We start from the raw sequence: 13,836 nt of genomic DNA on the forward strand, positions 1-13,836 counted from the left end.
CGTATGAAGAGCCATTTTTTCGCCTATATTTCCCGGATGCGCTTCATCCAGCGGTGGGCCCTTATGCGCAATACCGCTCCGGAGAATGTCCAGGAGCACAGCCACCAGGTGGCGGTCCTGGCCCACGCCCTGGCGGTCATCCGCAACGAGAAGTTCGGCGGCCATGTGGACCCGGGAGCCGTGGCGGTGGCCGCACTGTACCATGACGCCAGCGAGATCCTCACCGGCGACATGCCTACCCCCATCAAATACGACAACCCCGCCATCCGCAAGGCCTACAAGGACGTGGAGGCCGTGGCAGAGAGCCGACTTGTGCACATGCTGCCGCCGGAGCTGCAAACGGTTTACGCGCCGATCCTCACCCCGGCGGACCCGGAGACGGAAAAGCTGGTAAAGGCGGCGGACAAGCTTTCCGCCTACATCAAGTGCGTGGAAGAACTGAAGGCAGGCAACCTGGAGTTCCGGGAGGCCGCCGCCCAGACCCGGGCGTCGCTGGAGGGCTACGGCCTGCCGGAGGTGGGGTATTTTCTGGACACCTTCATGGACAGCTTTTCCCTGACGCTGGATGAGCTGAAGTAGCGCGAGGAGAGACATATGGAGCAATATTTTGAAAAACTGCTGGAGACCCGGGCGGCATTGGAGTGCGCCCTGGTGTACCTGGCTGCCCAGAAGGCCGGCCCCGCCGACGGCGACAAGCTGCGCCAGCCCCTCAGCTACGCCATCGCCCGGGACATCGACTACCAGCTGGAGCGGGATTTTGACTTTCACCTGGCCATTGCGGACATCGCCGACAACGACTACCTCCGCCGCAGCCTCCAGAGCCTTATGGTGCAGATCACGGAGTATCTCAGCCGGAACCGCGCCCTGCTGCCGGAGGTGGATGACCAGTCCGCTTCCCAGCACTGGAACATCATGGTGGCCATCCTGGCCAACGACCCGGAGCGGGCGGAGCAGAGCATGCGATCCCACATGCAGTATGTGACCCGGCTGTACTCCCGGGAGCTGGATCGGGGACACCTGTAAAAAGCAAAAAAGAGGCCTGTGTCCGGACACAGGCCTCTTTTTTGTTAGGCGTGTGTTTTGTCAGCGAAGTGCAGCGCAAGACCCACTGCCAGACCCAGGCAGGCGGGCACCACCCATCCCATGCCGATGGAAAAGAAGGGCAGGGCCCGTCCGGCGGGTGCCAGCAGGGCGTCGGCGTGGAGGAAGGCCTTGGCCCCCTCCGGCAGGCTGTTCAGAAAGTCCAGGGCGGCGGCCAGGGCCGTGGGCACCGTCACCGCCACGAACACCCGCCGGTCATAGCCAAACCAGCCGCCTGCCAGGCTCAGCAGAATGAGGGTGATGGTCAGCGGATAGAGGAACATCAACACCGGCAGGGACAGCTGAATGATGCGGCTGAGGCCGAAGTTGGCCACGCAGAAGGAAAACAGGCAGAACACCACGGTATAGGCCTTGTAGCTGAGAGACTTGGGAAACAGCTCCGTAAAGGTGGAGGCGCAGGAGGTGATGAGGCCGATGGCGGTCTTGAGGCAGGCAAAGGTGACGGTGACGCCCAGCAGCACGCCGCCGAAGGTGCCGAAATAGTGGGTGCCGATGCGGTAGAGCCCCTCGCCGCCGTCAGCGCAGATGCCGTACACCGTCCGGGACTGGGCGCCCACCACCGCCAGCATGCAGTAGATGCCGGCCATCAGCAGGCAGCTGAACACGCCGGACTTGACAGTGCTGGCGGAGATGGCCTTGGGAGAGCGGACTCCCAGCTCCCGGATGGCGTTGATGAGCACGATGCCGAAGGCCAGGGAGGCCAGGGCGTCCAGGGTGTTGTAGCCGTCCAGGAAGCCCTGAAAGAAGCTCATGGCGGCGTAATTGCCCACCGGCTCCGAGGCGTTCACGGCGCCCATGGGCCGCAGCAGGGCCGTGACGGTGAGGATGCCGAGAAACAGCAGAAACAGGGGATTCAAGATTTTTCCCACCCAGGTGAGGATGCCGGAGGGCCGCAGGGAGAAGTACAGCACCACCAGGAAAAACAACGCCGAAAACACGCACAGGGTCAGCTTTGCGTGCTCCTGGGGCAGCAGGGGCAGCACGCCCACGCTGAAGGACACGGTGGCGGTGCGGGGAATGGCGAACAGGGGGCCGATGGTGAGGTACAGCAGGCAGGTGAAAAAGTAGCTGTACTTTTTGCCCACTAGGCACCCCAGCTCAAACAGGCCGTCGCTGCGGGAGATGCCCATGGCGGCGATGCCCAGCAGGGGCAGTCCCACGCCGGTGAGGCAGAAGCCCGCCACCGCCGGCCAGACGGCAGAGCCGGCCTGCTGGCCCATGTGGACGGGGAAGATCAGGTTACCGGCGCCGAAAAACAGGCCGAACAGCATGGAGGACAAAAACACATATTCTCTGGCGGTGAGTTTACGATCCATGGAAAGCTACCTCGTTTTCATTTAATTCAAAGTGTCGGCGTTCTGGGCGAACAGCTCCGCCACCCGCGCCGCCGTGGCGGGGCAGGTGGTCAGCTCCGGGTCCCGGGCCAGCAGGGCTTCCGCCGCCGCCTGGGCCTCCTGGAGCAGCCGGGTGTCGCAGCCGATGTCCGCCACCCGCAGGCCCGGCAGGCCGTGCTGCCGCTGGCCGAAAAAGTCGCCGGGACCCCGGAGCCGCAGGTCCTCCTCGGCGATCTTGAAGCCGTCGGAGGTCTTCGTCATGACCTTCAGCCGCTGGCGGGTCTCGTCGTTTTGATTGTCGGAGATGAGGATGCAGTAGGATTGGTGTGCTCCCCGTCCCACCCGGCCCCGCAGCTGGTGGAGCTGGGAAAGGCCGAAGCGCTCAGCGTTCTCGATGACCATGACGGCGGCATTGGGTACGTCCACCCCCACCTCAATGACGGTGGTGGACACCAGAATGTCCGCTTCACCGGCGGCGAAGGCGGCCATGACGGCGTCCTTCTCCCTGGGCTTCATCTTGCCGTGAACAAAGGAGACCCGCAGGTCGGGAAACACCTCCGCCTGGAGCTTTTCGGCGTAGGCGGTGACGGCCTTCCGCTCGTCGGGCAGCTCATCGTTCTCCTCCACCATCGGGCAGACGATATACGCCTGCCGCCCTTGTGATACCAGCTTGCGGAGAAACTGGTACACACGGGGATGGTAGCTGCCGGGGACGGCGTAGGTCTCAATGGGCTTGCGACCAGGGGGCAGCTGGTCAATGACGGACACGTCCAGGTCCCCGTACAGAATGAGGGCCAGGGTCCTGGGAATGGGGGTGGCGGACATGACCAGGGTGTGGGGATGCTGGCCCTTGGCGGCCAGGGCCGCCCGCTGGGCAACGCCGAAGCGGTGCTGCTCGTCGGTGACCACCAGCCCCAGGTCCCGGAAGTCCACTCCCTGGGACAGCAGGGCATGGGTGCCGATGATAAAATCCACCTCTCCCGCCGCCAGGCTGGCGGCAATGGCCCGCTTTTCCCGGGCGGGAGCGGAGCCGGTCAGCAGGGCGCAGCGGATGCCCAAAGGCTCCAGCAGGGGGGAAAGGCCCGCGTAATGCTGCTGGGCCAAAATTTCCGTGGGAGCCATCAGAGCCGCCTGCCGGCCGTTTTTCACCATAAAGTACACGCAGGCGGCGGCCACCATGGTCTTGCCGGAGCCCACGTCTCCCTGGCACAGGCGGTTCATGGGGGTGCTGCGCTCCATATCGGCCAGAGCCTCGTCCACGCAGCGGCGCTGGGCGTCCGTCAGCAGAAACGGAAGACGGTCATAAAAAGCAAACATATCCACGTAGTGACAGGGCTCCGCCTGTACCGCTTCCCGCCGCCGGCGCAGCCGCTTTAAGCCGATGGTGAACAGGAAAAGCTCCTCAAAGGCCAGCCGCCGCCGGGCAAGGTCCAACGCCTCGGCACTCTCCGGGAAATGGATGTTCTCATAGGCGTAGCCGATGCGGCAGAGGTGGTGCGCCTGCCGGACCTCGTCCGGCAGGGCGTCCGGCAGAATGTCGGCGCACTCGTCCAACCCCTGGCGGATGGACCGGGACAGCACCAGCTGGCTCACCCCCGCCGTCAAGGGGTAGATGGGTACGATGCGGCCCGTCACCTCCCGGCGGTCCGCAGGCTCCACCACCGGGGAAGCCATCTGCCGGCGCAGGAGGTTCCCCTCCGCCCTGCCGTAGAAAATATACGTTTCTCCCTGGCGGAGGTTGTTTTTCAGCCAGGTCTGGTTGAAGAAGGTCACATCCAGCACGCCGGAGTCATCCACGGCCCGGACCTTGACGAGGTCCATGCCCTTGCGGATGTGGGCGACAGTGGGGGACGAAGCGATCATGGCGGCCACGCAGGCGCTCTCGCCGGGGACCAGGTCCGCGATGCGCTTTAGCTCCGTGCGGTCGTCGTACTTCCGGGGGAACCAGCTGATGAGGTCCCGCAGGGTGAAAATGCCCAGCTTTCCCAGCGCCTTTGCCCGCTGTTCGCCGATGCCCTTGATCTGCCGCACATCCGTGCTCAAGTCCGCCATGGCCCACGCCACCACCTTTCCCATAAAGAATGCAAAAAATAGATATTTATTATATAATAGTTCCGAAGAAAACACAAGGAATCCCTCCATCACAAAAACAGGGAACCGGCGGCAAAAAAATGTGACCTTTGGGGGACTCCGGTCGTAAAAGAAGAAAAGGAGGTGACAGCCGTGGAGCAGCGGGAGGAGGTATTTGACCGGGTGTACCGGATGTATGGCCCGGCACTGTACCGCTTTTGCCTCATGCAGATGAAAAACGCCGCCGACGCGGAGGACGTGATGCAGGAGGTGTTCGTGAAGCGGCTGTACCAGGCGCCGCCCTTCCAGACGGCGGAGCACGAGCGTCGGTGGCTGTTCCGGGTGGCGCTGAACCAGTGCCGGGATGAGTGGAAGCGCGGATGCCGGAGAGAGCTGCCCCTGGAGGCGGCGGCCCTGGTGGCGGTGCCGGAGCCGGAGCGGGCGCTGCTGGAGCAGGTGGCGGCCCTGCCGGAAAAGCTGCGGACCGTCATCCACCTCCACTACTGCGAGGGCTATTCCCAGCAGGAGATCGCCTCGCTGCTGGGCATCACGGTGTCGGCGGTGAAAATGCGGATGAAACGGGGCCGGGAGGCCCTGCGGAGCAGTTGGGAGGGAGCGGAATGAATCGGTATGAAGAAGCCATGGCGCATTGCGCCCCTCCGGCGGAGCTGGAGGAGCGGCTTCGGCAAAAGGTGCTGGCGGCGCCTCCCGCCGGCAGCCATGTCCTGCGGCCCTGGAGCTTGGCCCGGAAGGCCGCTCTGGCGGCGGTGTTGACGCTGGCGCTGACGGTGTCCGTGGGGGCGGCGCTGCTGGTGGAGTGGGACGCCATCTTCACGGCGCGCTTCGGGCCGGAGGCGGCAGGCTCTCCGGTGGCGGAGAGCCTGTTTCAAAAGGTGGGCGTCACCTCTTCGTGCGGCGATGTGACCTTGACGGTTCGGGAGGCCGTGGGGGACAGCAAGAGCGTTTACCTCATTTTGGATTACCGCCTGCCGGATTATGTGGACCGGGCGGCGGTCCAGGCGGCGTGGGACAGTGAAACAGACCAGGTGGGCTGCCCGGATGTGCAGTTTTATGGCACGGGCGAGGTGACCTGGGAGGACCTTCTGGCCAGGGACGGGGAACGGTGGCCGGAGCTTGACTGGACGAATTACGCGTCCTACAGCCGGTACAGCGCGAGCAATGCCTTGACAGCCTATCGGTTTACAAACGGCTCCGGCTCCTCCGTATCGGGCCAGAGCTACGACCCGGACACCGGGACGCTGACGTATCTGGTGCGCTTCACCACCCAGTCCCAGACCCAGGACCTAACGGACCAGCCCCTGACGCTGCTGGTGCTGCCGCCCACCGTCACCGCGGCGGGCGGGGAGCAGGCGCTGGCGGACCACCCCGCCATCGTCACATTCCAGCCGGGATACACCGCCCGGGCCCGGCAGGGTCAGACGCGGGACCCGGAGGCCCAGTTTTCCGCGGAGGTCATCCTCTCTCCCCTGTCCATCACCGTGTCCTGCGGCAGTACGGACCTTGCGGACTGCGGTGCCCTGCGGCAGGCGGTGTGCCTTGTCTGGGAGGACGGCGGCGAAACACCGCTGGCCGCCGTGACCCAGGGGTACGGCGGCAGCGAGAGCAGCTACCAGGCGGACGGCCAGGTCCGTTACCGGACCAGCATCTCCGCCCAGTTCCTGGAGCTCCAGGACATCAGCCGGGTGGCGGCCGTCCGGGTGGGGGACCGCGAGGTTTCCCTGCAGCCGGAGGCATAAAAACGCGAAGCAGCCCGGGGCGGAAAATTTCCGCCCCGGGCCTTGTAACGAAATCCGTGGTTTTGCGTCCTATGTGTGAAAGGCGGTGAGGAAGTGGCTGCGTTTGAAGAGGTCTACCGGCGGTATTTCGCCGATGTTTACAAATACGTCCTGGCCCTCAGCCGGGACGAGACTGTGGCGGAGGAGGTGACCCAGGAGACCTTTTTCAAGGCTCTCACCGCCATTGGCAGCTTCCGGGGCCAGTGCCAGCTGCGGGTATGGCTGTGTCAGATCGCCCGGAACCAGTACCTGTCTTTGTGCCGGGAGCGGGAGAAATACGCGCCCGGCCCGGCGGAGGCGGCGGACGGCGGCATCGAGGAGGGCTTCGCCCGCCGGGAGGAGGCAAAAACCCTCCACCGGCTGCTCCACCAGATGCCGGAGCCGTACAAGGAGGTGTTCTCCCTGCGGACCTTCGGCGAGCTGTCCTTTTCCCAGATCGGGGAGCTGTTCGGAAAAACGGAGAGCTGGGCCCGGGTGACCTACTTCCGGGCACGGCAGAAATTGAAGGAGGCATACCATGGAGCATGACATTGTGTTTGACCTGCTGCCCCTGTACCACGACGGCGTGTGCTCAGCGGCCAGCCGGACGGCGGTGGAGGAGCACTTGAAGGGCTGCGAAACCTGCCGGCAGGCGCTTTCGGAAATGGATGCGCCTCTGCCGGCGGCGGAGGAACAAAAAAACGCCGCCGACGGAGCGGCGGTGAAGAAAATTTCCGAGGCGTGGCAAAAAGAGAAGTGGAGAGCCCGCGTCAAGGGCGCCGCCGTGGCGGCGGCGGTGTGCTGCCTGCTGTACGGTGGATTTTACGTTCTGACCAACTGGAACTGCGTCAAGGTCAGCACGGATGTGCTGGAGGTGACGGACTTAAACTGGACAGACGGGCAGCTGTCCTTCCACCTGTTCGTAAACGATGAAAAGGACCTGCGGGAGGTGCGCTATGAGTATGACGCGGCGGGAAACATGTACGTCGTTCCCCGCCGTCCCCTGCTCATCGGGGACCGCAGCACCGTCGGCGGCCTGTGGGACTGGGAGTATGACATTGATGTGAGGGCCTGCAGCGAAACAGCGGCGGAGCGGGGCGCCGCGGAGATCGTCCGCGTCTACCTGGGCCGCGGAGAGAGCGCCATTCTCCTCTGGGAAAAAGGCGGCCAATAAGAGCATCAAAAAGGCACCCGCCGGAACTCCGACAGGTGCCTTTTTAGCTGATATATTAAATCTTTGTGTTAATATAATCTACAAATCGATAGGTGACGCCGTTTTCCTCCACCGGCTCGCTGACGGACTCCACCTCCCAGCCCGGCAGCTTATCCAGGTTGGGGAAGAAGGTGTCCGCCTCCGGCGCGGCGGAATCCACCCGGGTGACGAAAGCGCGCTTGCACTTGGGCAGCAGGGCGGTATAGACGCTGCCGCCGCCGATGACCCAGAGCTGCTCCTCCTCGGTGCCGGCCGCGGCCTCCAGGGCCGCCTGGGGGCTGGGCACGATCTCGCAGCCCTCCCGGTCGAAATCCACCTTCCGGGTGATGACGATGTTCCGCCGGCGGGGCAGGGGCCTGCCGCCGGGGAAGGAGTCCAGGGTCTTGCGGCCCAGGATGACGGTGCCGTCAATGGTCAGGGAGCGGAAACGCTTCATATCCGTGGGCAGGGAGAACAGCAGCCCTCCCTCACAGCCAATGGCCCAGTTTTGGTCAACGACAACGATACAATTCATGTTAAAATCACCTCAGATGGCAATGGGGATCTTATCTTCAAAGGGAGCGGGGGTGTACCCCTCCAGGGAGAAGCTGGCGGGGGTGAAGTCATAAAAGCTGGTGACAGCGCTGTCCACCGTGAATTTTGGCGCGGGGGCGGGGGTCTGCGCCAGCATTTTTTCCACAATGGGCACATGGCGGTCGTAGATATGGGCGTCGGCGATGACGTGGACCAGCTCGCCGGGCACCAGGCCGCTGACCTGGGCGAACATATTGACCAGCACGGCGTACTGCACCACGTTCCAGTTGTTGGCGGCCAGCATGTCCTGGCTGCGCTGGTTCAAAATGGCGTTGAGCACGTTGCCGGAGACATTGAACGTCATGGAATAGGCACAGGGGTAGAGGTTCATCTCGTGGAGGTCCTGGAAATTATAGATATTGGTGAGGATGCGGCGGGAGGCGGGATTGTGCTTCAGATCGTACAGCACCCGGTCCACCTGGTCCATGTCCCCCTCGGGATAGTGGTGCTTCACCGCCAGCTGGTAGCCGTAGGCCTTGCCGATGGAGCCGGTCTCGTCTGCCCACTGGTCCCAGATCTTGGCATCCAGGTCGTGGATATTGTTGGACTTTTTCTGCCAGATCCACAAAAGCTCCTTCACCGCCGTTTTCCAGTAGGTCCGGCGGATGGTGAGGATGGGAAACTCCTTTTGAAGGTCATAGCGGTTCACGATGCCGAATTTCTTCACCGTGTGGGCGGGGGTGCCGTCCTCCCAGTGGGGGCGGACCTCCCGGTCCGTGTCCCAGACACCGTTATCCAGGATGTCCCGGCAGTTTTGAATAAAGAGTTCGTCGGCGCGGCTCATGGCGAAATCCTCCTGTTCATGGCGTTTTCTCTCATATTTTCATAGTATACCAAATCCCGGCGGCGGTGTATAGCTAAATTTTTGACGGAATTCGATTCCATTTTTGACCGAACCACCAAAGGACCCTCAAAAGTTTTGTATAGTTTGTTTGAAATTCTGGTTGAGAATTGGTAAAAACTGCGATAAGATAGGGCGGCTGAGACATGAAAGGGGGTGCTCCTATGCTGGACCGCAGCGAGGTTGGCAAGCGGGGATACTTGAACGAGGATTTCCGCCTGTTCCATTTGAAAGACAGCCGCGCCCAGAAATTGGATTACCATTATCATGAATTTGACAAACTCATCCTGGCCCTGGGCGGAAAGGTCTCCTACGTGGTGGAGGGCGTCACCTATTTTCTCCAGCCCTGGGACATGCTTTTGGTGCAGCACAACATGATCCACCGGCCCGTCATCGATCCGGCGGAGCCCTATGAGCGGGTGGTCATCTGGCTGGGGCGGGAGTGGCTGCAAACGCGCAGCGACCCCGGCGAGGCCCTGGACACCTGCTTCGATACCGCCCGGCAGCGGGGCTTTCACCTGCTGCGCTTCGGGGCGGAGCGGCGGCTGCAGTACATGCAGACCATCCAGCGGCTGGAGGAGGCTCTGGTGTCCCGGGAGTTCGGCGCCGCCCGCCTGGCGGACACCCTCTGCCAGCAGGTGCTCATCGGTGTGAACCGGGACATTCTCCGGGATCGGACTGCCCAGGAGCAGCGGGACAGCTACCGGGTGGACCCCAAAATGGACGAGATCCTCCGCTACATCGGGGAGCACCTGGAGGAGGAACTGTCCGTGGACGCCCTGGCCGGCCGCTTTTATCTGAGCCGCTATTATCTGATGCATCGGTTCAAGGCTGTCACCGGCTACACCGTGCACCAGTACATCAGCCAAAAGCGGCTGCTGCGGGCCGGTGAGCTGATCCGGGGCGGCGTGCCGGTGATGAAGGCGGCGGAGCAGGCGGGCTTTTCTGAGTACTCCACCTTCCTGCGGGCCTTCCAGAACACCTTCCACATGAGCCCCCGGGAGTTTCGGTGAGCAAACGAGATCGAGAGAGAAGAGAGAACTATGGAAACCAAGCAATTGACCGTGGAATTCAGCCGCCAGGACCTGCAGCGGCTCATCGTGCCTCTGGTGGTGGAACAGCTGCTGGCCATCACCGTGGGCCTGTTCGACTCCGTCATGGTATCCCAGGTGGGAGAGGCGGCCATTTCCGCCGTTTCCTTGGTGGATACCGTCAACGTGCTGCTGGTGAACGCCTTTTCGGCGCTGGCCACCGGCGGCGCCGTCATCGCGGGCCAGTACCTGGGCCGCCGGGAGCCCCAAAAGGCGGGGCACTCCGGTGAGCAGCTGCTGCTGTTCATGGGCGAGGCGTCTTTGCTGATCATGGTCCTGTTTTACCTGGGCAAGGGCTTTGTGCTGCATGTGGTGTTCGGCCAGGTGGAGGCCGATGTGGCTGCCTACGCCGATACCTATTATATGATCGTGGAGGCGTCCACGCCCTTCCTGGCCATTTACAGCGCCGGCGCGGCGCTGTTCCGGGTCATGGGCAACTCCAAGATCTCCATGTGGGTGTCCCTGGTCATGAATGCCATCAACGTCACCGGCAACGCTGTTTTGATCTTTGGCTTCCACATGGGAGTGGAGGGCGTGGCCATTCCCACCCTGGTGTCCCGGGCTACTGCCGCCGTCATCATGGTGGTACTTTTAAAGCGGCCCGGGCTTCCCATGCGGGTGGAAAAGCTCTCCCTGCGCCATGACCGCTACGTGGTGAAGAACATCCTGCGCTTCGGCGTGCCAAACGGCCTGGAGAGCAGCATGTTCCAGTTGGGAAAGATCCTGCTGTTGTCCACGGTGTCCGTGCTGGGCACCGCCTCCGTGGCCGCCAACGCCATCGGCAACACCATCGGCACCTTCCAGTGCGTGGCGGGCAACGCCCTTGGCCTGGCTCTTGTGACGGTGGTCTCCCGGTGCATCGGCGCCGGCAGCTATGAGCTTGCCCGGTTCTACACGAAAAAGCTGATGAAGACCACCTACCTTTTCATGTGCGGTGACATTCTGCTGATTGCGGCCCTGATGCCTCTCATCATGAAAATGTACAACGTGTCCCCCGAGGCAACAGATTACGCCCGGAAGATCATCCTCATGCATGGCTTCTTCGGTATGCTCCTCTGGCCTGCCGCCTTCACATTGCCCCAGGCGCTCCGGGCCGCCGGCGACACCCGCTTCACCATGCTGGTGTCCACTGTCTCCATGTGGACCATGCGGGTGGGCTTCGGCATCCTGCTGGGCCGGTACTGGGGCTTTGGCGTCCTGGGTATCTGGATGGCCATGTTTATCGACTGGGTCGTCCGGGTCCTCTTCTTCGTACCCCGCTTCCACGGCCATAAATGGGAGACCATGGGTTTGCGGGAGTAAGCAGTACATACGGAAAATCCGCGTTCTCCGGCAACGCCGGAGAACGCGGATTTTTTATTCCTCTTTTCCCTGCTCCGGCTTTACCTGGAAGGACTGGCGGAACTTCCGGGGCGACATGCCGGTGTGCTTGGAGAACTGCAGGTCGAAATAGTTTTGGGTGTCGTAGCCCACCAGCTCCGCGATGCGGGAGATGGGCAGGTCGGTGGAGATGAGCAGGTTCTGGGCCTCGCCGATGCGGCGGCGCAGCAGGTACTGCCGGGGGGAGTAGCCGCAGGTCTCCTTAAAGGCGTGGGCCAGGTAATAGGGGCTCACGTGGAGGACCTGGCCGATTTGCTGGAGGGTCAGAGCCTCGCTGTAATGCTGGTCGATATACTCCTTTACCCGCAGGCCCAGGGCTCCCTGCTCCGTTTCTGCCGGCAGCCGCTGGGGAGCGGCGCCGGTGAGGTAGAGGATGCGGCCCAGCAGGGACAAAAGCAGGTGGTGGCAGAAGGCCTCGCAGCCGGGCTGGTCGGCGGAGAGATAGCGGTACATCATGTCGTACAGGGTCCACAGGTCCTCCAGCTCCGCGCCTACGTGGTACACGGCGGGGGCGTCGTCGGGGATGAGGGCGTTTTCCCGCAGACCCGGCAGGCGCAGCCCGGCAAAGGCCACGCAGCAGCTGTCGATGGCGCCGTCGGCGCCGCCGGTGAGCTCGTCGTGGACCACGCCGCTGTTGAACAGCATTAAGTCGCCGGACTGGATGTCGTAGGTTTTTTCTCCAATAAGGAAGCGGGCATTTCCTCTGTGGACCAGCATGGCCTCGGCAAAATCCAGATGGGCGTGGAGCAGGCGGGGATGGGCGTTGTCAGAGGGGGCCCGGCGGCTGATGTAGAGCAGGCGGGGCATGTTGTCCGGCGTAAACACCGGCTGGAAGTCCCGTTTCACGAGACACTGGACCTGTAAGTCCGGCATGGGCGGTCCTCCTTTGGCGTGCCCGGCGGAGCGGACAGCAAGATTTTATAAATTTCCGGCAAAGGGGCCGGAGCGGGCCGGCGGAAGAAAGGGCGCGAACCGCGCAAAAAGCCTCAAACGTTGTGAAAATAACTAAAAATAAAGAATATTTTTGACAAAACAGGAAGGTAAACGATTTTTTCAAACTCGGCAAGAAGTTGAATGTAAATTGGCGGCCGCCGTGATATCATACAGACAACATCAAGGAGAACGAAAACAAGGAGGTGCCCGAAATGCTGTATACGATGGTTTGCATCCTGGCTCTGGGCGGTGCCGTGGTTCTGAACGGCTGATCCTGCCCAGACCACTTTCCCGAAGATCCCAGGCGGTACGCGGCTGCGTACCGCCTGTTTTTTGTTGTCAGCCGGCAGCCAGACGCAAAATGGCGGCCATGTCGTCCTCGTGGATGGGAGCGAGTCCGCCGAAGGGGAAGCCATTCGGCTTTTTGGCCCGGTGTGCAACCATGGCGGGGATGTCCTCGGCCTTGGCGCCGATCTCCGCGAAGGTGGTGGGCATGCCGATGGAGCGCAGCCACGCGGTCAGCCGCTCCACACCGGCCCGGGCGGTGTTCTCCGGCTGGCGGAAGTCCATCTCGCAGCCGAACACCCGCACCGCAAACTGGGCAAAGCGGGGGATGTCCCGGTCCATAACGTAGGTCATCCAGGCGGGGGTCACCACCGCCAGGCCCGCGCCGTGGGCGCAGTCATACAGGGCGGAGAGCTCATGCTCCATTTGGTGGCTGGCCCAGTCCTGCCGGCGGCCCACGCCGCAGAGGTTGTTGTGGGCCAGCATGCCCGCCCACATGAGGTCCGCCCGGGCGTTGTAGTCGTTGGGGGTTTCCAGGGCCTTGGGCGCGGCGGTGAGAATGGTTTTCATGAGGCCCTCGCACAGACGGTCCGTCACGTCCACATGCTCCGTGGGGGTGAAGTAGCGCTCCATGATGTGGGAGAGCATGTCTGTGGCGCCGCTGGAGGTCTGGTAGGCGGGGAGAGAACAGGTGTACCGGGGGTTCATGACGGAGAAAATGGGGCGGTAGACGTCGCTTTTGATATTGCCCCACTTCAAATTTTCTCCCTCCAGGGTGATGACGCTGGCGTTGGAGGCCTCGCTGCCGGTGGCGGACAGGGTCAGCACCACGCCCACGGGCAGGGTCTTCTCCGCCGCCTTTTTGGAGAAGAAGTCCCAGAAATCGCCGTCGTAGGGCACGCCCACGCCGATGGCCTTGGCGGTGTCGATGGCGCTGCCGCCGCCCACCGCCAGGATGAAGTCCACACCCTCCCGGCGGCACAGGTCGATGCCCTCGTACACCTTGCCGCTGCGGGGGTTGGGCTGGACACCGCCCAGCTCCACCCAGGGGATGCCGGCCTCCCGCAGGGAAGCAGCCGCGTCGTCGTAGGCGCCGTTGCGCTTGATGCTGCCGCCGCCGTAGACCATCAGCACCTTTGTGCCGCCGAAGCGCCGCACCAGAGCGCCGGTGTTCTTTTCCTCTCCGTCGCCGAAGGCAAACAGGGTGGGAGAGTAAAAGGTAAAGTTATCCATGAAAAAA

At 62.8% G+C, this 13,836-nt stretch carries 14 protein-coding genes; 8 read left to right on the forward strand and 6 right to left on the reverse strand.

The genetic code is table 11. From position 1 onward, the window contains the following. Positions 1 to 3: 3 nt before the first annotated feature. Complete coding sequence (gene yfbR / locus ACTQ4R_RS05555) at positions 4 to 579, forward strand: 5'-deoxynucleotidase (RefSeq protein ID WP_441626628.1); 576 nt, start codon at positions 4 to 6, stop codon at positions 577 to 579. Between the two features lie 15 nt (positions 580 to 594). Further along, entirely contained in the window at positions 595 to 1,023 is a 429-nt protein-coding gene (locus ACTQ4R_RS05560) for a FadR/GntR family transcriptional regulator (RefSeq protein WP_441626630.1), read from the forward strand. Positions 1,024 to 1,067: 44 nt separating this feature from the next. Here the strand turns inward: ACTQ4R_RS05560 and brnQ are convergent, their stop codons facing one another. Together brnQ and recG are read right to left on the reverse strand one after the other, a co-directional pair. Next, the gene (gene brnQ / locus ACTQ4R_RS05565) at positions 1,068 to 2,417 is read right to left on the reverse strand and encodes a branched-chain amino acid transport system II carrier protein (RefSeq protein ID WP_441626632.1); all 1,350 of its coding nucleotides are present in this window, start codon (positions 2,415 to 2,417) and stop codon (positions 1,068 to 1,070) included. A 21-nt stretch (positions 2,418 to 2,438) separates the two neighbouring features. Next, complete coding sequence (recG, locus tag ACTQ4R_RS05570; RefSeq protein ID WP_441626854.1) at positions 2,439 to 4,487, reverse strand: ATP-dependent DNA helicase RecG; 2,049 nt, start codon at positions 4,485 to 4,487, stop codon at positions 2,439 to 2,441. 171 nt (positions 4,488 to 4,658) lie between these two features. Here recG and ACTQ4R_RS05575 point away from each other — a divergent pair, with 171 nt between their 5' ends. The 4 genes from ACTQ4R_RS05575 to ACTQ4R_RS05590 all read left to right on the forward strand — a co-directional run bounded on the left by ACTQ4R_RS05575 (position 4,659) and on the right by ACTQ4R_RS05590 (position 7,454). Beyond that, positions 4,659 to 5,129, forward strand: coding sequence for an RNA polymerase sigma factor (locus ACTQ4R_RS05575; RefSeq protein ID WP_441626634.1), 471 nt, complete (start codon positions 4,659 to 4,661; stop codon positions 5,127 to 5,129). Continuing rightward, positions 5,126 to 6,262: a hypothetical protein gene (locus tag ACTQ4R_RS05580; RefSeq protein WP_441626636.1), complete on the forward strand. Its 1,137-nt coding sequence runs from the start codon at positions 5,126 to 5,128 to the stop codon at positions 6,260 to 6,262. Before ACTQ4R_RS05575 ends, ACTQ4R_RS05580 begins: the two co-directional genes overlap by 4 nt. A gap of 93 nt (positions 6,263 to 6,355) precedes the next feature. Continuing rightward, the gene (locus ACTQ4R_RS05585) at positions 6,356 to 6,829 is read left to right on the forward strand and encodes an RNA polymerase sigma factor (RefSeq protein WP_441626856.1); all 474 of its coding nucleotides are present in this window, start codon (positions 6,356 to 6,358) and stop codon (positions 6,827 to 6,829) included. Beyond that, complete coding sequence (locus ACTQ4R_RS05590) at positions 6,819 to 7,454, forward strand: zf-HC2 domain-containing protein (protein ID WP_441626638.1); 636 nt, start codon at positions 6,819 to 6,821, stop codon at positions 7,452 to 7,454. The genes ACTQ4R_RS05585 and ACTQ4R_RS05590 overlap by 11 nt, the downstream gene beginning before the upstream one ends. Before the next feature lie 55 nt (positions 7,455 to 7,509). On the opposite strand, the gene ACTQ4R_RS05595 is transcribed toward ACTQ4R_RS05590, so the two are convergent. Both ACTQ4R_RS05595 and thyA read right to left on the reverse strand, forming a co-directional pair. Beyond that, positions 7,510 to 8,007, reverse strand: a complete 498-nt coding sequence (locus ACTQ4R_RS05595; RefSeq protein WP_441626640.1) for a dihydrofolate reductase — start codon at positions 8,005 to 8,007, stop codon at positions 7,510 to 7,512. A gap of 12 nt (positions 8,008 to 8,019) precedes the next feature. Next, complete coding sequence (gene thyA / locus ACTQ4R_RS05600) at positions 8,020 to 8,850, reverse strand: thymidylate synthase (RefSeq protein WP_441626642.1); 831 nt, start codon at positions 8,848 to 8,850, stop codon at positions 8,020 to 8,022. 221 nt (positions 8,851 to 9,071) lie between these two features. On the opposite strand from thyA, the gene ACTQ4R_RS05605 reads away from it, so the two are divergent. Further along, the gene (locus ACTQ4R_RS05605) at positions 9,072 to 9,920 is read left to right on the forward strand and encodes an AraC family transcriptional regulator (RefSeq protein WP_441626644.1); all 849 of its coding nucleotides are present in this window, start codon (positions 9,072 to 9,074) and stop codon (positions 9,918 to 9,920) included. A 30-nt stretch (positions 9,921 to 9,950) separates the two neighbouring features. Further along, the gene (locus tag ACTQ4R_RS05610) at positions 9,951 to 11,300 is read left to right on the forward strand and encodes an MATE family efflux transporter (protein WP_441626646.1); all 1,350 of its coding nucleotides are present in this window, start codon (positions 9,951 to 9,953) and stop codon (positions 11,298 to 11,300) included. A 54-nt stretch (positions 11,301 to 11,354) separates the two neighbouring features. On the opposite strand, the gene ACTQ4R_RS05615 is transcribed toward ACTQ4R_RS05610, so the two are convergent. Continuing rightward, positions 11,355 to 12,251, reverse strand: a complete 897-nt coding sequence (locus ACTQ4R_RS05615; protein ID WP_441626648.1) for an AraC family transcriptional regulator — start codon at positions 12,249 to 12,251, stop codon at positions 11,355 to 11,357. A 399-nt stretch (positions 12,252 to 12,650) separates the two neighbouring features. Beyond that, positions 12,651 to 13,829, reverse strand: a complete 1,179-nt coding sequence (locus tag ACTQ4R_RS05620) for an iron-containing alcohol dehydrogenase (RefSeq protein WP_441626650.1) — start codon at positions 13,827 to 13,829, stop codon at positions 12,651 to 12,653. Positions 13,830 to 13,836 lie beyond the last annotated feature (7 nt).

The organism is Dysosmobacter sp. Sow4_B12 (assembly GCF_052116665.1).
In the GTDB taxonomy this organism is placed as follows: Bacteria; Bacillota; Clostridia; order Oscillospirales; family Oscillospiraceae; genus Oscillibacter.

Bases quoted from the DNA above. Each gene is read 5' to 3' on its own strand.
- yfbR (WP_441626628.1), top strand. From the start codon at position 4: ATGAAGAGCCATTTTTTCGCCTATATTTCCCGGATGCGCTTCATCCAG.
- ACTQ4R_RS05560 (WP_441626630.1), top strand. From the start codon at position 595: ATGGAGCAATATTTTGAAAAACTGCTGGAGACCCGGGCGGCATTGGAG.
- brnQ (WP_441626632.1), bottom strand. From the start codon at position 2,417: ATGGATCGTAAACTCACCGCCAGAGAATATGTGTTTTTGTCCTCCATG.
- recG (WP_441626854.1), bottom strand. From the start codon at position 4,487: ATGGCGGACTTGAGCACGGATGTGCGGCAGATCAAGGGCATCGGCGAA.
- ACTQ4R_RS05580 (WP_441626636.1), top strand. From the start codon at position 5,126: ATGAATCGGTATGAAGAAGCCATGGCGCATTGCGCCCCTCCGGCGGAG.
- ACTQ4R_RS05590 (WP_441626638.1), top strand. From the start codon at position 6,819: ATGGAGCATGACATTGTGTTTGACCTGCTGCCCCTGTACCACGACGGC.
- ACTQ4R_RS05595 (WP_441626640.1), bottom strand. From the start codon at position 8,007: ATGAATTGTATCGTTGTCGTTGACCAAAACTGGGCCATTGGCTGTGAG.
- thyA (WP_441626642.1), bottom strand. From the start codon at position 8,850: ATGAGCCGCGCCGACGAACTCTTTATTCAAAACTGCCGGGACATCCTG.
- ACTQ4R_RS05605 (WP_441626644.1), top strand. From the start codon at position 9,072: ATGCTGGACCGCAGCGAGGTTGGCAAGCGGGGATACTTGAACGAGGAT.
- ACTQ4R_RS05610 (WP_441626646.1), top strand. From the start codon at position 9,951: ATGGAAACCAAGCAATTGACCGTGGAATTCAGCCGCCAGGACCTGCAG.
- ACTQ4R_RS05615 (WP_441626648.1), bottom strand. From the start codon at position 12,251: ATGCCGGACTTACAGGTCCAGTGTCTCGTGAAACGGGACTTCCAGCCG.
- ACTQ4R_RS05620 (WP_441626650.1), bottom strand. From the start codon at position 13,829: ATGGATAACTTTACCTTTTACTCTCCCACCCTGTTTGCCTTCGGCGAC.